We start from the raw sequence: 19,232 nt of genomic DNA on the forward strand, positions 1-19,232 counted from the left end.
ATTATGATGAATACAGATTTTGGAAGTATTTCGTTTGACTTACCTAAAAACCAGTCGAACGTAATCAAGGTAATAGGAGTAGGCGGAGGCGGTAGTAACGCTATCAACCACATGTTTAGGCAGGGCATTAAAGGCGTAGATTTTGTTGTTTGTAACACAGACAGCCAGGCATTGCAAAACAGTCCGGTACCCAACAAAATACAGTTGGGCCTTAACCTTACCGAAGGCCTTGGCGCGGGTGCTAATCCTGAAGTAGGCCAGCAGTCGGCTCTTGAAAGTATAGAAGAAATAGAGCAAATGCTCGACACCAATACCAAGATGCTTTTTATTACAGCAGGTATGGGTGGCGGTACCGGTACCGGTGCTGCCCCTGTTATTGCCCAGCTGGCTAAAGAGCGCGATATCCTTACTGTGGGTATTGTTACCATTCCGTTCCAGTTTGAAGGAAGGGTACGTACTGAGCAGGCTATGAAGGGGGTAGAGCGTCTGCGCAAGCAGGTAGACTCGCTTATTGTTATTAATAACAATAAGCTTAGGGAGGTGTATGGTAACCTTGGCTTTAAAGCCGGTTTCTCTAAGGCAGACGAGGTGTTAGCCACGGCGTCGCGCGGTATAGCAGAGGTAATTACACACCACTATACACAAAACATTGACCTTAAAGATGCTAAAACGGTACTAAGTAACAGTGGTACAGCTATAATGGGTTCGGCATTGTCTTCGGGCGATTGCCGTGCCAAAGACGCTATTGTTGCAGCGCTTGATAGTCCGCTACTAAACGATAACAAGATTAACGGTGCTAAGAACGTACTGTTGCTTATTGTTTCGGGTACTACCGAGATTACCATTGACGAAATAGGTGAAATAAACGACCACATACAAAGCGAAGCAGGGTTTAACGCTAACATCATTATGGGTGTGGGCGAAGACGAAAGCCTGGGCGATGCTATTGCCGTAACGGTGATTGCTACCGGTTTTAACCTGGAACAGCAAAATGAGATTGTAAATACTGAACCTAAAAAGATAGTGCATGCCCTTGAAGAAGAGCAAAAAATGGTGCACGATCTTACTAAGAGAACGGTACAGGCATTCGACTTTTCTACTGCCATAGAGCAGCCGAAAGTAGAAGTAACCCCTGAGCCGGTTGTTGAAGAAAAAATCGTGTTTACGCTTGAGGAGGAAGTTGAGGAAAAAAAGCCGATAGCTGAAGTGATGGCTGAGCCCACTTCAGAGCACATCAATAATCTTGACGTATTCTTTGAAATAGTGGCTCCTGAGCAGGAAACTATTGTAGTTCCTGTTGCTGAAGTGCCGGTACAGGTAGTGCAGCAGGTACAGCCAGTACAAGAGGCAGCTCCGGTTTTTAAAGCTTTTTCTCAGCCTGTAATTAAAGACGTAAGGGATATAGAGGTAATAGACCCGGAGTTTGTTATCGTAGAAAAGAAAGAAGAGCAGTTTGCATTTTCTTTTGACCTTTCTGTAAATAATGCCAAAAGCGAGGAGAAATTACTGTTCAGCCTTACGGACGAAATGCGTAACATTACAGTAAGCGAGCCAGTAAATGTGGTTCCGGTAACTGAAGTGAATGAAAGTGGTGTTATTCGTTATTCTCTTGAGGACTACCTTGAAAAAGAAAATGAACTGCTAAACTCTAAGCCTGCAGCTAAGGTTGTACAAGAACCGGTGTCTGAAGAGCTTCAGTTTACACTTAGGAATATATTTGAGCCTGTAGCGGAAGAACCAAAGGCAGAACCTGTACAACCACAGCCAGTACAGCAGCAGCCTGTGCAAGTTCAACAACCTGTAGCGCAGCAGCCTGTAATGCCGGCAGAGCCTGTGGCACCGAGGTTTACTCCTCCTACAGCTGAGGATATTTCTCCGGTGGAAATGACCATTGAAGAAACCCTTAGGCTAAGGGCTGAGGAACGCAGAAGGAAGATGAAGGAATTTAATTATAAGTTCCATAACTCAAGAATAGACGAGTTTGAAAAGGAGCCTGCTTACAAGCGTATGGGGGTAGACCTTAACGAAACGCGTAATGATAATAACAGGTCGCGCCTGTCGCTGGGATTAGACAGCAACAATGACCTGCAACTGAGGTCGAACAATTCGTTCCTTCATGACAACGTAGATTAAACTAACCCAAATGTGAACCTTAACCCGGAAATATAACAATATTTTCGGGTTATTTTTTTATCTTCGCGGGCACATTAAAATCAAGGTTTATGAGTTTGCAATCACAGATTATGGACGCTATGAAAGCAGCCATGAAAGAGAAAGATACAGTAGCATTGGAGTCGCTAAGGGCAATAAAATCAGGCCTTCTTTTAGCACAAACCGAAAGCGGAGCTAAAGAAGAAGTATCTGCCGAGGAAGAAATAAAGCTACTGCAAAAACTGGTTAAACAGCGTAAGGATAGCGCTGCTATATACATTCAGCAGGGCCGTCAGGATCTTGCCGATCCTGAGCTTGCACAAGCTGCTGTAATAGAGAAATTCCTTCCGGCTCAGCTAAGCGAGGAAGAAGTTGAAGTAGTTATACGCCGCATTGTGGCTGAAAACGGCTTTAACGGCATGGCCGATATGGGCAAAGTTATGGGTATAGCTAATAAAGAGCTTGCCGGTACTGCCGATGGTAAAACCATTTCTACTTTAGTGAAGAAGGTTTTATCATAAGAGTTTTGTTTAAGGTTTAAAGTTTCAAGTTGATTGCCGTTCTGTATAGAACCTGAAACTTTAAACCTGAAACAAAAAATCTTGGCTCCATAGTTCAATGGATAGAATATCAGATTCCGGTTCTGACGATTTGGGTTCGAATCCCGATGGGGTCACACATAAAAGCCATGACTTTTTTAAAAAGTTATGGCTTTTTCATTTACCGGTGTTTTAGCATAAATTATTACCTTTCCGTCACATATTTTTCCAATGAAAAAGACTGATGTTATTATAATAGGCGCTGGAGCAGCAGGACTTATGGCTGCATCTCTTTTGTCTAAATCCGGGAAAAAAGTAATTGTTTTGGAGGCTCGTAACCGCATAGGTGGCCGCATACATACGATTATGGGCGATTTTTCTGAGGTGACGGAGTTGGGGGCCGAGTTTGTACACGGCAATCTGCCTGTGACATTACAATTACTTAATGAAGCCGGTATAGGAACCACTGGCGTTGATTTTGAAATGTGGCACTATCGTAACAATGAGTTTGAGCAAAGCTATGAGTTTATACAAGGCTTTGAAGTTTTTTTGGAGAGGCTCAATATGTTAGAGCACGATATGCCCATTGCCCATTTTATGGAGCAATATTTTTCGGGAGATGCGCACGCGCTGATGCGCACGCAGATAGAAAACTATGTAGCAGGTTACGACACTGCCGATAGTGACATTGCCAGTGCTTTTGCCCTTCGAAACGAGTGGAACCATGAAAACGAAGATGAACAGCATCGTATTACAGGCGGGTATGGTGTATTGATGAACTATCTTGCATCTGTTTGTACTGATGCCGGGAATGAGATTTTTCTTAATGCAGTAGCCCGTACTATTAACCATACAAACAATGGGGTAGAAATAGTAACTACAACCGGCGACCTATATACAGCAGAGAAGTTAATAGTTGCCCTACCTTTAGGTGTTTTGCAGGCTTCTGAAAATGAAGAAGGGGCAGTTTTATTTAATCCGCCTTTGCCTGTACAAACCCAGGCATTCCGAAATATTGGTTTTGGTTCGGTTATAAAAATACTGCTGGAGTTTGATACTTTATTTTGGGAAAACCATATTATACATTCACGGGAATCAGACCTTTCTACTATGGGTTTCCTCTTTACCGATGAAACCATACCAACCTACTGGACACAAAGTCCATCGCGCAGGCCTTTACTAACCGGCTGGCTCGGAGGACCGCCTGCATTTGCAATCGCAACGATGAGTAATGATGATATTTTGGACGTTACATTGAAATCCCTGAGCGCGGTTTTCGGTATTGAGATAGTAAAGGGTAACCTCACAGCATGCGAAGTGGCTAACTGGCATACCGAGCCATTTACCCGCGGTTCTTATGCTTATGACATAGTAGAAAGCCCACAAGCGCGCAAAACATTGCAACAGCCCGTAAACAATACTATATATTTTGCAGGAGAATATCTTTATGAGGGTGCTGCTATGGGTACCGTAGAGGCAGCATTAACCAGCGGCAGGGATGTAGCCGAAAGGTTACTTAATGAAAATTAAATAAGGATATGTAGTTTAAATTGGTTTTACAGTTTCTTAAGAGCGCTACTGTTCAGGATGGTTATTTTTTTGCCTGTAAGAGCTATGTATCCTGCTTTATTGAATTCAGACAGTATCCTGATACAGCTTTCTGTGGCAGTGCCTACCATACCCGCCAGCTCTTCGCGAGATAGCTTTAGGTTAAGGCTGTTGTCTTCATTTACACCAAAGTTATCCTGCAGGTAAATCAGTGTTTCGGCAAGGCGCTGTTTTACGGATTTCTGTGCCATGTTTACCAGGTGGTCGTCTGCTTCTTTCAGGTCGCCACAAATGGTTTTCATCACCTGGAACGAAAATTTATTGTTTTCGTTAAAAAAGCCCATTACTTCCTGTTTGGGTATAAAGCATACCGTCATATCCTCCAGTGCCACCGCACTAAGGTTTACAGGCTCTTCGCTTATCATGCTGCGCTGCCCCAATAGTTCGCCTTTAGATACCAGCTTAACAATCTGGTCGTTACCGTTTGCACTTAGCTTAGTAAGTTTGCACACGCCGTCCTTCACGCAAAAAATGCCATTCACATTTTCGCCTTCGCTAAAAACAGTCTCACCTTTTTTTATAGTGTAGGTAGACTTGCAGCCAGCTATTTTTAAAAGCTCTTCCTTATTAAGCGCTTTTAATGAGCTAAGCTCACGTACTATACATTGTTCACATTTACTCATACCAATGCAAATATAAAATAAAGCTTTCGATCAAAGCATGATAAAAGTCATATTTTAAAGTATTGGCTACCCGCAACTTTGCTACAGGTAAAATGAGCATTTATGGAAACCCAAAACTGTTATCACTGCGGGTTAGAAATTGTAAAAAAGGATGAGATTGTTTTTGATGATAAATCATTCTGCTGTGCGGGTTGTAAAACCGTATACGAATTATTTACACAAAACGGTCTAACTGATTATTACGATTTTGAGAAATCACCCGGCGCCACTCCACAGGATATAGGCAGCAAATATGATTTTCTTGATAATGAAACCATAACCGGCAAGCTGCTGGAGTTTAATGAACAGCATACGCACATCGTATCGCTGTACATTCCACACATACATTGCAGTTCGTGTATATGGATTCTGGAAAACCTGAACAGGCTAAACAAAGGCATTAGCAGTTCGCAGGTTAACTTCCACGAAAAGAAAGCAAGAATAGTGTTTAACCCTGAAGTTACCACCCTTAAGGAAATTGTACTGTTACTCAATGCAATAGGATATGAGCCCTATATAAGCCTGGAAAACTACGAGGAAAAGAAGAAAAAAGTAAATCGTGAACTTATTTACAAGTTGGGTGTGGCTTTTTTCTGTTTTGGCAATGTAATGCTGCTTTCGTTTCCCGAATATTTTGAAGTGGAAGAATACTGGTTGGATAATTACCGCGGTTTTTTCCGTTGGCTGATATTTGCCCTGGCTATGCCGTCGTTCCTGTATTCGGCAAGTGGCTACTATATCTCGGCATGGAAAAGCATTAAGGCAGGTATGCTGAATATAGAAATTCCAATTGCCCTGGGGCTTATTGTAATGTTTGTGCGCAGTAGTGTAGACATTATTTTCGATTTGGGTTCGGGATTCTTTGATAGCCTTTGTGGGCTTGTGTTTTTTATGCTGCTGGGTAGGCTGTTTCAACAAAAGACCTATAATTTCCTTTCGTTTGAACGCGATTTTAAATCATATTTCCCTATTGCAGTGACAAAACTAACCGGAAGCAGGGAAGAGGTATCGGTGCCGGTATATGATGTTACCCCGGGAGACAGGCTTATTATTCGCAATAAAGAGCTGATACCTGTAGACGGTATACTGATGAGTGCCCAAACGGAGATAGATTACAGCTTTGTAACCGGAGAGGCCGAACCGATTACCAAAAAATCAGGTGACAAAATTTATGCAGGTGGCCGCCAGCTTGGCCCGGTTGTAGAGATGGAAGTGTTGAGTTCGGTATCGCAAAGCTATCTTACCCAGCTGTGGAGCAATGAGGTTTTTGAAAAGAAAAGCACAGAGAATTATAAAACCCTTACCGATACTGTTAGCCGATATTTTACTCCGGCATTGTTGCTTATAGCAGTTGTGTCGCTTACGGTATGGTTATTAATGGGACAGTACAATACGGCATTTAATGTGTTTACGGCAGTGCTTATTGTAGCTTGTCCGTGTGCACTGGCACTGAGTGCGCCGTTTACCGTGGGTAACGTACTACGTATTATGGGCAACCGTAAGCTGTACCTGAAAAACGCTACGGTAATAGAACAAATGGCTAAGGTAGACACCATAGTATTTGATAAAACAGGTACCATAACCACTAACAAAAAATCGGAAATACTGTACGAAGGTGAAGAAATAGACACTAAGGAGTTAGCCTTCATTCGTAGTATGCTGCGTGGCAGCAACCACCCGCTAAGCCGCAGGTTATATGAGTACCTGCCGGTAAGCCAGTTACTGCCTGTAGACGATTTTGAAGAAGTAACCGGAAAAGGAATTCATGGTTATGTAAATGGTTTTCATATAAAAATAGGTTCGGCAGCGTTTACGGGTGCACCACAAACAGAATCACTGCAAACGTACGTGTATGTAGCCCTGAACAACAATTATATAGGCAGGTTCATTTTCCAGAACCAGTATCGTGAGGGATTAACAGAATTGTTTGAAAGCCTATCGACTAATTACAAACTGAAGATATTAAGCGGAGACAACGAAGGCGAACGCCATGCCCTGGAAAAACTATTACCGGCAGGCACCGAACTGGTTTTTAACCAAAAACCCGACCAGAAACTTGCCTTTATAGAAAACCTGCAAAAACAGGGGCGTAATGTAATGATGGTAGGTGATGGGCTTAACGATGCCGGAGCACTGGCGCAAAGTAATGTGGGTATATCGGTTTCAGAAAACGTAAATGTGTTTTCCCCTGCCTGCGATGGTATACTCGATGCTACACAGTTTAGCCGTATAGCGTACTTTATGAAGCTGAGCAAAAACACGGTAAAAACCATAAAAATGAGTTTTGCATTATCGCTGCTGTACAATGCCGTGGGGCTCACTTTTGCGGTAATGGGCAAGATGCAGCCGCTGTTTGCAGCCATAATTATGCCGCTAAGTACGGTAACCATAGTATCGTTTGTTACGGTGATGAGTAATTACTACGCAAACCGTAAAAAATAGCTGATAAAATAAGGGAAGGATGATAAATGTCATGTTTTCCCCCGAAGTACGAAACTACCTTTGTTAACACAAATTTAAGAAGTATGAGCGTAATCTATCTATTAATCTCCATCAGTGTTATAGTGGCATTGCTGTTTTTGTACGCCTTTATTAAGGCGGTGCGCAATGGCCAGTTTGACGACGACTATACCCCATCGGTAAGGATGCTTTTTGACGACGAAACAAAAAAGAGTGAAAACAAAAATAATATTTAACTATCATGGAAATGCAGCAATTTTATTACGATAATAAAATCGTCAAAAAGTTTCTCTATGCCACAATAGTGTTTGGCGTTGTAGGTTTTTTGGTTGGTTTGTTAATCGCTTTCTTTTACCTGTTTCCTAATCTTACTGAGGGTATATCATGGCTTAGCTACGGTAGGCTGAGGCCGCTTCACACAAACGCTGTAATCTTTGCGTTTGTAGGTAATGCCATGTTTGCAGGTACTTATTATTCATTACAAAGGCTGCTTAAGGCCCGTATGTTTAGCGATACGCTAAGCAACATTAACTTCTGGGGCTGGCAGCTTATTATTGTGGCAGCGGCAATTAGTTTACCACTGGGCTGGACTACAGCAAAAGAATACGCCGAGCTGGAATGGCCTATAGATATAGCCATTGCACTTATTTGGGTGGTATTCGGTATTAACATGATTGGTACCATATTAAAAAGAAGAGAACGACACCTGTATGTGGCAGTGTGGTTTTATATAGCAACATTTGTTACTGTAGCTCTGTTACACATTTTTAACAGCCTTGAGCTTCCGGTAAACTGGCACAAAAGTTACTCTGTATATGCCGGTGTACAAGATGCGCTGGTACAGTGGTGGTATGGGCACAATGCGGTAGCATTCTTCCTTACTACGCCTTTCCTGGGGCTTATGTACTACTTTTTACCAAAAGCAGCTAACAGGCCGGTGTACTCTTACAGGCTTTCTATTATCCACTTTTGGTCACTAATATTCATATACATCTGGGCGGGTCCTCACCACCTGCTGTATTCTACCCTGCCAGACTGGGCTCAAAACTTGGGTGTAGTATTCTCTGTAATGCTTATAGCTCCGTCTTGGGGTGGTATGATAAACGGTCTCCTTACGCTTCGTGGAGCATGGGATAAGGTGCGTGAAAACTCAGTACTTAAATTCTTTGTTGTTGCTATTACCGGTTACGGTATGGCTACATTTGAAGGGCCAATGCTTTCGCTTAAAAACTTTAATGCTGTAGCCCACTTTACTGACTGGATTATTGCCCACGTACACGTAGGTGCACTTGCATGGAACGGATTTATGAGTTTTGGTTTACTATACTGGCTAATACCGCGTATGGCAAAAACCAAACTGTACTCTGAAAAACTGGCTAACTTCCACTTCTGGATAGGTACATTGGGTATTGTTATGTATACACTTCCTATGTATGTTGCCGGTTTTACCCAGGCGTCAATGTGGAAAGAGTTTAACCCTGATGGCACCCTTAAATACGGTAACTTCCTGGAAACCGTAAAACAAATTATGCCTATGTACTGGCTAAGAGCCATAGGTGGTACCCTATATGTAATAGGAATGTTTGTGCTGGTATACAACATTATAAAAACCATACAGCAAGGACAAACCATAGAAGATGAATTGGCTGAGGCTCCTGCTCTTGAAAAAATAAGCACCAAAAGGCTTAAAGGCGAAAAATGGCACGGATGGCTTGAAAGAAGGCCAATACAACTTACCATACTGGCTACAATTGCAGTAACTATAGGTGGTGTAATACAAATTGTACCTACCATAATGGTTAAGAGTAATATACCTACCATAAGTGCGGTAAAACCATATACCCCGCTGGAGCTTGAAGGCCGCGACCTTTACATAAGAGAAGGCTGCGTAAACTGCCACTCGCAAATGATAAGACCGTTCCGAAGTGAGGTAGAACGTTATGGTGAGTGTTCTAAATCAGGTGAATACGTGTACGACCACCCATTCCTGTGGGGTTCTAAAAGAACCGGTCCAGACCTTAAACGTGTAGGCGGCAAGTACAGCGACAACTGGCACTTTAACCACATGTGGGATCCGCAAAGTGTATCTGAAGGAAGTATAATGCCTTCGTACAAATGGATGTTTGACAATAAAAAAGCAGACTACAGCGAAATTCAGGAAAAAATGGAAACCATGGTTACCCTTGGAGTACCGTATACCAAAGAGGATATCGCCAATGCACAAAAGGCTATAGACGAGCAGGCTTCTAAAATTGAAGCTAACCTGCATACCGACCCTGACTTTGTGAAGAGCTATGAAGCCAGTAAAAAAGCTTCTGCCGCCAAAGGAGAAGAATTTGTACCAATGAAACAAAGGGAAATTGTAGCCCTGATTGCTTACCTGCAACGCCTGGGTACTGATATAAAAGCGAAACCTGTAGCAGAAAACACTAAATAAGAAGCCATGCTGAAGTTTGTAAAACACAATCTGGAAACCATCTCGGGAGTTGAGATCTATCCGCTACTATCACTGCTTATCTTCTTTATCTTCTTTGTAGCACTGTACACATGGACATATACCTACAAGAAAGAAAAAATTACCGAATTGAGTAATATCCCTTTTGGTGATGAAGAAAGTGAAATCAAACAATAATTGTAAACATTAAACTGAAGGCATCATGAAAAAATTCATTCCGGTATATGTAAGGGTTCCCTTAATATTTGCCATGGTGTTTGCTGCCCTGGAATACTTTATAGACTCCGGCGACAGACCCGCATTTATAAAATACCCGCTGGTTTCTTTATTTCTTGCAGTATTCCTGTTTATACAAATAGCCATAGAAATAGTAATACTGGCTATAGACAGGGTAACGTACAACCTGCTTACTGACGAACAAAAAGCTAAACTTGCCGAAGCAGATGCACTGGACTTTAAAGACAGTGCACTGGGTAAAAAGCTGAAGTCCATCTTTACGAAGGCGAAACCGATAGAAGAAGAAGGGGAAATCACGCTACACCATAGCTACGATGGCATACAGGAGCTGGACAACGTGCTTCCGCCGTGGTGGGTAGCCCTGTTTTATATCACTATATTCTTTGGGGTGGTGTACCTGATACGCTACCATGTTGCAGGAGATAAAAACCAGGCAGAGGAATTTGCCCAAGAAATGGCCGATGCAAAGCTGGCGGTAGAAGAATACAAAAAAACAGCTAAAGATCTTATAGACGAAAACAGCGTTACGCTACTTACTGAGCCTGCAGAGCTGGCACAGGGTAAAGAGGTGTTTACTAATAACTGTGTGCCGTGCCACAGGGCAGACGCAGGTGGTGCCATAGGGCCAAACCTTACAGACCAGTACTGGCTACTGGGTGGCGGAATAAAAAATGTATTCCACACTATTACAAACGGTGGTAGAGACGGTAAAGGTATGGTGGCATGGAAAGGTACTCTTAAGCCATCTGAAATACAAGCGGTAGCAAGCTATGTACTCTCACTTCAGGGAAGCAATCCTAAAGATCCGAAAGAGCCACAGGGCGACCTTTGGAAAGAAGATGCAGCTGCGGCAAAACCCGCAAAATAATTTTAAAAAAGGAGCATTATGTCAACAGATAGGTATGAGCAAGAACATAATGATGACGAATTTAGAGACCGTATATCAACAATAAATGAAGAAGGCAAGCGGGCTTGGGTATATCCTAAAAAACCCGCAGGTAAATGGTACAAGTACCGCAAAACCGTAAGCTGGTTGCTGCTTGCCTTTTTATTTGCTGCACCGTTTGTAAAAATTAACGGTGAGCAGTTCCTGATGTTTAATGTGCTGGAGCGCAAGTTTAACATCTTCGGATTCCCGTTCTGGCCACAGGATTTTTACCTCTTTGTTATCTGCATGATTACAGGAGTAATATTTGTGGCACTGTTTACTGTAGTTTTCGGACGTATTTTCTGCGGATGGATATGCCCGCAGACCATTTTTATGGAAATGGTTTTCAGGCGGATAGAATACGCCATAGAGGGCGACCGGAATGCACAGATGAAACTCGAAAAGCAACCCTGGAATGCAGAAAAAATTCGCAAAAAAGGGCTTAAGTGGTTTGTGTTCTTTGTAGTATCGTTTTTTATAGCCAATGTATTCCTGGCATATTTAACAGGTAGCGATGAGCTGATACAAATGGTAACAGAAGGCCCGGCTAAGAATAAGGGTACCCTTATAGCCCTGCTGATATTTACCGGCGTGTTCTTCTTTATTTACCTATGGTTCCGTGAGCAGGTATGTATTATTGCCTGTCCGTACGGAAGGCTTCAGGGAGCACTACTGGATAATAAAAGTATTATTGTAGCTTATGATCATGTACGCGGTGAAGGCGAAAATGGACGTGGGCGTATCGTTAAAAACGAAGACCGTAAGGCTGTAGGCAAAGGCGACTGTATAGACTGTAAACTTTGTGTTGCTGTTTGCCCAACTGGTATAGACATACGCCACGGCACGCAGCTGGAATGTATAAACTGTACCGCCTGTATAGACGAGTGTAATACCGTTATGGACAAGGTGGGGCTTCCGCAAGGGCTTATTCGTTACGCCAGTGAAGACGAGATTACTAAGAAAGAGAAGTTTGTCTTTACCACACGTATGAAAGGCTATACAGCCGTACTGGGTATACTTACAGCGGTGTTTATAGGCATGTTGTTCCTTAGAAACGATGTAGATGCCACAGTGCTAAGGTTGCCGGGACAGCTGTACGAACACAAAGGAGACAACATTAGTAACATATACACTTTTAAGGTTATTAATAAAACCGAAAAAACGTTTACCAATGTCCACTTTAAGCTTGAGAATATAAAGGGTACCGTAAAACTTGTAGGCAAGCAAAACTTTAAAGTAGAAAAAGCCGGCCTCGCACAGGGTACTTTGTTTATTGAGATTAACCCTGCATTCCTCGAAAAAGACAAGACCAAGATTATACTTGGTGTATACGAGGGTGATAAGCGCATAGATACCGAAACATCGAGTTTCCTTGCGCCAAGGAGTTTTAACTAAAAAAAGAACAGCATCATGAAAATTAGTTGGGGAACCGGAATAGTAGGCGCTTTTGTACTGTTTATGAGTTTTATATTTTTCTTCATATTCCGTGTGCAAAGCGATAAAAAATACGATAACGAACTTGTAGTAAACGACTATTACAAGCAGGAACGCAGCCTTGAGGCTACACTGGCAAAAGAAGATAATGCAGCTTCGCTAAACCAGAAAGTAATAATAGAAAATACGGCGCAAGCCATAAAAATAACATTTCCGGAATCATTTGATTTCAAAAAAATTGAAGGTAAAGTGTCCCTTTACAGGCCGTCTGATCAGAAGCTGGATTTTGATACTCCTATTTCATTATCCGCTCCATACATGCTCATACCTAAAAACAATCTGGCAGGCGGCCGCTGGGACATTACTGTAGACTGGCAGTATAACGGCAAAGGCTACATAAATAAGGATATGTTGAATCTTTAGTTTTCAGTTTACGGTTTACAGTTAACAGTCGTTGTGCTGAAACTGTAAACCGTTTGCTGTAAACTGTAAACTGCAAAAAAAATGCTTTACTCAGCACTCATATTAGGGCTTGTGTCCAGCCTGCACTGCATAGGCATGTGCGGCCCCATAGCCATGATGCTGCCTGTAGACCATAAAAACCCAGCAAAGAAAACCATACAGGTATTGCTCTACCACCTGGGCAGGCTTACTGCCTATAGTACACTGGGCATTGCCTTTGGAATATTGGGGCGCGGGTTTTACCTGGCCGGAATGCAACAACAGCTTTCCATATTGGCAGGCATAATAATGATAACCATAGCACTGGTACCCGAAAGGATATTTGCTAAGTATAATTTTTCTAAGCCTATTTATAAACTTATTACTACTGTAAAATCGGGTTTGGGAAACCAGTTCCGGAAAAAAGGTTACAAAGCGCTTTTTATGACCGGGCTTTTTAACGGCTTTTTACCCTGCGGGCTCGTGTATGCCGCTTTATTTGGAGCACTTGCCATGCAAAATACACTATACAGCGCTGCCTTTATGTTTCTTTATGGTGTGGGTACTATTCCACTAATGACTGTGGTAGTGTTTACAGCCTCATTCTTTAAGGCACCATTGCGTAACACTCTTGCAAAGGCAGTTCCTTATGTTGCAGCTTTTATAGGGATGTTGTTTATAGTGCGTGGCCTGGGGCTAAATATTCCTTATATGTCTCCGGGTAATATGAACCTTTTTGTAGGCGCTATGCCAAACTGCAGATAGTATATATAACCTAAATACTTACATCCTACTCTATGATACCCCTGCTCAATGCAGGGGTGTTTTTTTTTAGTGATACAGTACCTTACGCCTCACTTTATAATATTTCAGCAGTATAAAGTCATAAAGCAATCCAAGCAGCAAGCAAATACAAGCTATAAGTAATGTTTTAATGCCAAGGAAAGCAAACGAGTAGCCTCCTGTGATACCTCCTATAAAGAAGAATATAATAATTGCCAGCTTCAGGTTTATGGATTTCTTAATAATAAAACGTCCGGTATCTTTTTTATTAAAGAGCAACTGCGACAGTTCTATTCCTAAGTCTGTAAATAATCCTGTAAGGTGTGTGGTGCGGACTACAGATTGCGAAACACGGGTTACCAGCGAATTTTGCATGCCCATAGCAAGCAGCAGTAATGAGGCGATTAAATCAGGAGTAGCATCCATTAAAAAAGTAGCCGACAAAAGCAAAGCTATTTCTATGACTATGGGTAATACATAAGACAGGTTTTGATTTTTTCGGGCAGTAAGTTCAGCTAAAAGTGCCGAAAGGAATGATCCGAAGAGAAAGCATATAACAAAAAGGAGATATACCAGTGCTTTGCTGTAATCTGCATTCACAACAGTATCTGAAAAGTATGCAAAATGTCCCGTAAGGTTTGTTGTAAGTATATTTACCAACAATAACCCCGATATATTTACAATCCCGGCTACAAACGACAACAACGATGCAAGCCTGAGGTTGTGTATGTATGAACGTCTTTTCCCTTTGTGCCGAAACATCTTTTACAGAAAATTATACTATAAAAGTACTCAAAAAAGGCTGAATTGACCTTTTTTTAAAGCAAAAATGCCGCATACAATTGTATACGGCATTTCGTTTTTGGCATTTTACTGCCGGTGTCGATAATTATTATAATGTTGATTCTTTTAATCACACAACCATACTAAACAACCTAGTGTCGGGGGCTTTTCTGCGTAGGCGCAGGTCAAAAGCCATACATACATTGCGTACATAGGGTTTTCCTTTTTCAGTTACGCTGATGCTGTTGTTGCCCAGGTTAATAAGGCCATCGTGTTCCATTTCGATTAAGCTTTCCAGTATTTCGGGCAGTTCTTCAAAATACCCGTTGCCAAAAGGTTTCCATGAGGTTTCAAACCGGCACATAAGGTTAAGTATGTGCGTACGGATTAACAGGTCTTCATCAGTAAGTAAGTGTCCCCTAAAAACAGGAAGCTCGCCGGCTTCTATCCTGGTATAATAGTCTTCAAGTGTTTTCTCGTTTTGGGCAAAGCTGTACCAGCTATCACTTATAGACGATACCCCCAGGCCTATCATCAGCTGGGTTTTACTGGCATTGTATCCCATAAAATTACGGTGCAGGTTGCCGTCGCGGTAGGCGCTGTACATACTATCTGTTTCAAGCGCAAAATGGTCCATACCTATTTCATGGAATCCTTTTTCAGACAGGAGTTCTTTACCTACTTCATACAGTTTGCGTTTTTCCTCATCCTTCGGCAGGTTGCTTTCGTCAAAACCACGTTGCCCGTTGCCTTTTATCCATGGCACGTGGGCGTAGCTGTAATACGCCAGCCTGTCGGGGTTAAGCGATTTTGTTTTCTCTATGGTATCTATACAGCTGTCCAGCGTTTGAAACGGCAGCCCAAAAACAAGGTCATGGCTTATAGAGGTATAACCTATTTCCCTGGCCCAAAATGTAACCTTAGCTACATTATGAAACGGCTGTATGCGGTGAATTGCTTTTTGTACATCGGGGTTATAGTCCTGTACGCCAAAGCTCACCCTGCGGAAACCAAGATCGAACAAAGTTTGCAGGTGGGCACGGGTAGTATTGTTAGGATGGCCTTCAAAGCTAAACTCATGACCGGGCATGCGGTCGGCCTTTCTTAAAATGCCTTTTATAAGGGTCTTCAGGCTTTCGGGGCTGAAGAATGTAGGAGTACCTCCGCCCAGGTGTAGTTCTTTTATTTTAGGCCTTTGGCTGAACATGGCACAATACATATCCCACTCCTTAAGTACTGCTGCTATATAAGGCTCTTCTACATCATGACGCTTGGTAATACGCTTGTTACAGCCACAAAAAGTGCACATACTCTCACAAAACGGCAGGTGTATGTACAGGCTTATTCCCTCGCCGGCATTACTTTCGTTAAATGCTTTTACGCATGTTTTTTTCCACTGTGCAGTGGTAAAGCCGGCTTCATCCCAGTATGGCACTGTAGGGTAGCTGGTATAGCGTGGCCCGGGGACATTATATTTTTGCACTAATGAATTTTTCATGGTGTCATGTTTTCCTAAGCAAAGCTACTTTACCACTACGGGTAAAAAAATGATAATTATCATCCTGTAAAATAAAAGCCGCCCTGCACTTTACGGTACAGGACGGCCTACATAAAAAAGAAACTAAAACTTTATATTGTTATATTACATCTCCATTTTCTGGTGCTTGTTCCGCATGGCCCAGTAGAAGAAGTTAGGGAATACTAATAATGTAAATACCGTTGCGGTAACCAGGCCTCCAATGATAGAGATGGCAAGTGGTTTTTGACTCTCAGATCCAATGCCTGTAGAAATTGCAGCAGGCATAAGACCTATTGCTGCCATAAGTGCGGTCATTACTACCGGCCTGGTACGTGCTTTTACGCCTTCTATGATAGAATCGGCGAGCGACATTTTTAGCTTGAGGTTAGCATGAAACTCTGATACCAGGATTACCCCGTTTTGTATACAGATACCTAATAGGGCTATGAAGCCTACACCAGCAGATATACCAAAGTTAACCCCTGTAATTTGCAACGCCAGTATACCTCCTATTATGGCAAAAGGTACGTTTACCAATACCAGTAATGAATCTTTTATGTTACCAAACATAATGAACAGTAGTACAAATATCAGTACTAACGATATAGGCACTACCTGAGTAAGCTTGGCACTGGCACGAATTTGGTTTTCGTATTCGCCGGTCCAGCCTACGGTGTAGCCGTTAGGGAGTTTTATTTTCTTCACTTTAGCTTGTGCTTCAGCTATAGTACTGCCCAGGTCGCGGTCGCGTACCGAAAACTTAACCCCTATAAAACGTTTGGTATTATCGCGGTACACAAAAGATGGACCTGTTTCGGTGGTAAGCGTAGCTATTTCTTTAAGAGGTACTTTGCCGCCCCGAAGTGTAGGTACCATAAGATTCATAATGTCTTCTTCGTCTTTGCGGTACTCTTTAAGGTAGCGTATACGTATGTCAAACTTGCGTTCGCCTTCGTATTTTTCTGTAGCGGTTTTACCACCCACAGCCATTTCTATAATACTCTGTGCATCGCTTTTTTGCACACCGTACAGCGCCATTTTTTGTTCGTCAAACTTCACGCTCATTGCAGGCTGACCCAGGTTGCGCAGTACACCTACGTCTTTAACACCGTCTATCGGTTTTATTTTGGCCATTACTTCATTAGCCAGTCTGTCCAGCGTTTGCAGGTCGTCACCATAAATTTTTACAGCATTGCTGGCTTTAAATCCTGCCACGGCTTCGGCTACGTTGTCTATAACCGGTTGAGAGTAGTTCCATGTAATACCCTGGTACACGCTTAGCTTTTTGTTCATTTGCTCTACAAGCTCGTCCATGGTTATTTTGTGTTTCCATTCGCTTTTTGGTTTAAGGTCTACCTGGAATTGCAGGAAGCCAAAACCGTTAGGGTCGGTACCATCGTTACTACGTCCGGTTTGCGACATTACATCGTCTACTTCCTCAAAAGATTTTAATTCCTTACGAATAATGGTAGCCATTTTTACACTTTCGCTAAGCGAGTTGCTAATAGGTAGCTCGGCAGTTACCCAAAGCGCACCTTCATTTAAAGGCGGCAGGAACTCGGTGCCTAAAAAGCGTGTAGAGAATAATGTAAGGCCAAGTATTACAAACGATACTATTATAGATGTCTTTTTGTGCTTAAAGCTTACCGCAAAACCCTTAGCAACTGATTTATTGAAAAACTCTACAAACGGGTTGTGTTTTTCGCGTACGTTTTTATTCAGTAAAATAGAACATAGTACCGGTACAAGCGTAAGGGTGAATATCAATGCTCCAAGTAGGGCAAAACCAAGTGTCCAGGCCAGTGGAGAGAACATTTTTCCTTCCACTTTTTCAAATGAGAATATAGGGAGCAGTGCAGAAATAATAATCAGTTTACTGAAGAAGATGGCTACGCCCAGTTTAGAACCCGTTTTACGGATAAGCCCCATTTTGGCAAGCTTGTTAAAGCGTTCGTCGCCTTCCTTAGCTCGTAGGTGATCGAGTGCTACAAAGAGCCCTTCCACCATTACCACGGCGCCGTCTATAATAATACCAAAGTCTACCGCACCCAATGAAAGCAGGTTAGCACTCATGCCTTTAAGTCTTAAACACAAGAATGCAAACAGTAATGCCAGCGGAATAATTATAGACACAATAACTGTAGTACGCCAGTCGGCCATGAAAAGGAATACAATAACAGTAACCAAAATAATACCTTCCATAAGGTTGTGCGTTACTGTTTCGGTACAAAAATCCATAAGATTGTCACGGTCGTAGAACGTTACCATTTTTACATCCTTTGGCAGTACGTTATCCTGTACATAGGCAATTTTCTCTTTAAGCGCCTTAAGTACTATCGAAGGGTTTTCGCCTTTACGCATAATCGCAATGCCTTCTACTACGTCGTCCTTATCGTTAAGGCCTACCTGGCCTACACGCGGCACGTTGCTTTCCTCTACTTTGGCAATGTCCTTAATCAATATCGGGTTGCCGTTGTATTGGGCTACAATGGTATTTTCTATATCGGCTATGTTATCCAAAAGGCCCACACCGCGCACTACATAAGCCTGTCCGTTTTTCTCAATAACATCTCCCCCCACATTCAGGTTGGCTTTACTTACAGCCTCAAATACCTGGGGTGAGGTAAGCTCATATTTTTGAAGCAACGTAGGGTCTACCTCTACTTCATAGGTTTTTTCGCGTCCGCCAAAAACAGCAACGTCTGCTATACCCGGTACAGCACGAAGCTGACGGTCTATTACCCAGTTTTGCAGGGTAAGCAGTTCACGGGTATCTTTGGTTGGACTTTCCAGTGTATACCGGAAGATTTCGCCCGTGGGACCATAAGGAGGCTGTACCTCTGCATCTATACCTTCAGGCAGCTCTACGCCGCGCAGCACGTTGTTTACCTGCTGCCGGGCAAAGAAGTCGTCTACATCATCATCAAAGATAATTTTGATAACCGATAAACCAAACATAGTGATACTACGAACGTTCGACTTCTTTTGAAGCGAGTTCATGGAAATTTCTATGGGTGAGGTTACAAAACGCTCCACCTCTTCGGCACTGCGGCCCGGCCATTGGGTTACTATTACAATCTGCGTATTGGTAACGTCGGGGAATGCTTCTACCGGAATGTTTTTATAACTGATAACACCTGCTATAACTACTAATCCTACCCAGAAAAAAGTGAACAGCTTATTGCGTAGGGAAAACCCTATTATGTTTTTTATCAACTTTATCATGGCTGTA

General features: G+C 42.5%; 15 protein-coding genes and 1 tRNA gene. 12 read left to right on the forward strand and 4 right to left on the reverse strand.

Going from position 1 to position 19,232, the window contains the following annotated elements; all coding sequences use genetic code 11:
• Positions 1-3: 3 nt before the first annotated feature.
• From ftsZ to ACLI1A_RS09545, 4 genes are all read left to right on the forward strand, one after another.
• On the forward strand, positions 4-2,133 hold the full coding sequence (ftsZ, locus tag ACLI1A_RS09530) for a cell division protein FtsZ (RefSeq protein WP_411408418.1): 2,130 nt from the start codon (positions 4-6) through the stop codon (positions 2,131-2,133).
• Positions 2,134-2,222: 89 nt separating this feature from the next.
• Positions 2,223-2,672 carry a GatB/YqeY domain-containing protein gene (locus ACLI1A_RS09535; RefSeq protein WP_411408419.1) on the forward strand — a complete coding sequence of 150 codons (450 nt, stop codon included), beginning with the start codon at positions 2,223-2,225 and terminating at the stop codon, positions 2,670-2,672.
• Between the two features lie 83 nt (positions 2,673-2,755).
• A tRNA-Arg gene (locus ACLI1A_RS09540) sits at positions 2,756-2,827 on the forward strand.
• A 94-nt stretch (positions 2,828-2,921) separates the two neighbouring features.
• The gene (locus ACLI1A_RS09545) at positions 2,922-4,220 is read left to right on the forward strand and encodes a flavin monoamine oxidase family protein (protein ID WP_411408420.1); all 1,299 of its coding nucleotides are present in this window, start codon (positions 2,922-2,924) and stop codon (positions 4,218-4,220) included.
• A 26-nt stretch (positions 4,221-4,246) separates the two neighbouring features.
• On the opposite strand, the gene ACLI1A_RS09550 is transcribed toward ACLI1A_RS09545, so the two are convergent.
• Complete coding sequence (locus ACLI1A_RS09550) at positions 4,247-4,921, reverse strand: Crp/Fnr family transcriptional regulator (RefSeq protein ID WP_411408421.1); 675 nt, start codon at positions 4,919-4,921, stop codon at positions 4,247-4,249.
• 102 nt (positions 4,922-5,023) lie between these two features.
• On the opposite strand from ACLI1A_RS09550, the gene ACLI1A_RS09555 reads away from it, so the two are divergent.
• The 8 genes from ACLI1A_RS09555 to ACLI1A_RS09590 all read left to right on the forward strand — a co-directional run bounded on the left by ACLI1A_RS09555 (position 5,024) and on the right by ACLI1A_RS09590 (position 13,680).
• A complete protein-coding gene (locus ACLI1A_RS09555) occupies positions 5,024-7,402 on the forward strand; it encodes a heavy metal translocating P-type ATPase (RefSeq protein WP_411408422.1) in 2,379 nt (792 codons plus the stop codon).
• 83 nt (positions 7,403-7,485) lie between these two features.
• Complete coding sequence (gene ccoS / locus ACLI1A_RS09560) at positions 7,486-7,656, forward strand: cbb3-type cytochrome oxidase assembly protein CcoS (protein WP_411408423.1); 171 nt, start codon at positions 7,486-7,488, stop codon at positions 7,654-7,656.
• Positions 7,657-7,661: 5 nt separating this feature from the next.
• On the forward strand, positions 7,662-9,857 hold the full coding sequence (gene ccoN / locus ACLI1A_RS09565; RefSeq protein WP_411408424.1) for a cytochrome-c oxidase, cbb3-type subunit I: 2,196 nt from the start codon (positions 7,662-7,664) through the stop codon (positions 9,855-9,857).
• A gap of 6 nt (positions 9,858-9,863) precedes the next feature.
• Entirely contained in the window at positions 9,864-10,052 is a 189-nt protein-coding gene (locus ACLI1A_RS09570; protein ID WP_411408425.1) for a CcoQ/FixQ family Cbb3-type cytochrome c oxidase assembly chaperone, read from the forward strand.
• A gap of 25 nt (positions 10,053-10,077) precedes the next feature.
• Positions 10,078-10,980 carry a cbb3-type cytochrome c oxidase N-terminal domain-containing protein gene (locus ACLI1A_RS09575; protein WP_411408426.1) on the forward strand — a complete coding sequence of 301 codons (903 nt, stop codon included), beginning with the start codon at positions 10,078-10,080 and terminating at the stop codon, positions 10,978-10,980.
• Positions 10,981-10,998: 18 nt separating this feature from the next.
• A complete protein-coding gene (gene ccoG / locus ACLI1A_RS09580) occupies positions 10,999-12,435 on the forward strand; it encodes a cytochrome c oxidase accessory protein CcoG (protein WP_411408427.1) in 1,437 nt (478 codons plus the stop codon).
• A gap of 15 nt (positions 12,436-12,450) precedes the next feature.
• Positions 12,451-12,897 carry a FixH family protein gene (locus ACLI1A_RS09585; RefSeq protein ID WP_411408428.1) on the forward strand — a complete coding sequence of 149 codons (447 nt, stop codon included), beginning with the start codon at positions 12,451-12,453 and terminating at the stop codon, positions 12,895-12,897.
• Positions 12,898-12,978: 81 nt separating this feature from the next.
• Positions 12,979-13,680, forward strand: a complete 702-nt coding sequence (locus ACLI1A_RS09590) for a sulfite exporter TauE/SafE family protein (RefSeq protein ID WP_411408429.1) — start codon at positions 12,979-12,981, stop codon at positions 13,678-13,680.
• Positions 13,681-13,746: 66 nt separating this feature from the next.
• On the opposite strand, the gene ACLI1A_RS09595 is transcribed toward ACLI1A_RS09590, so the two are convergent.
• The 3 genes from ACLI1A_RS09595 to ACLI1A_RS09605 all read right to left on the reverse strand — a co-directional run bounded on the left by ACLI1A_RS09595 (position 13,747) and on the right by ACLI1A_RS09605 (position 19,225).
• Positions 13,747-14,460, reverse strand: a complete 714-nt coding sequence (locus tag ACLI1A_RS09595; protein WP_411408430.1) for a YoaK family protein — start codon at positions 14,458-14,460, stop codon at positions 13,747-13,749.
• A gap of 151 nt (positions 14,461-14,611) precedes the next feature.
• On the reverse strand, positions 14,612-15,979 hold the full coding sequence (gene hemN / locus ACLI1A_RS09600; protein WP_411408431.1) for an oxygen-independent coproporphyrinogen III oxidase: 1,368 nt from the start codon (positions 15,977-15,979) through the stop codon (positions 14,612-14,614).
• Positions 15,980-16,123: 144 nt separating this feature from the next.
• Positions 16,124-19,225: an efflux RND transporter permease subunit gene (locus ACLI1A_RS09605; protein ID WP_411408432.1), complete on the reverse strand. Its 3,102-nt coding sequence runs from the start codon at positions 19,223-19,225 to the stop codon at positions 16,124-16,126.
• Positions 19,226-19,232: the final 7 nt, after the last annotated feature.

The organism is Flavobacterium sp. RHBU_3 (genome assembly GCF_046613565.1).
Taxonomy (GTDB): Bacteria; Bacteroidota; Bacteroidia; order Flavobacteriales; family Flavobacteriaceae; genus Flavobacterium.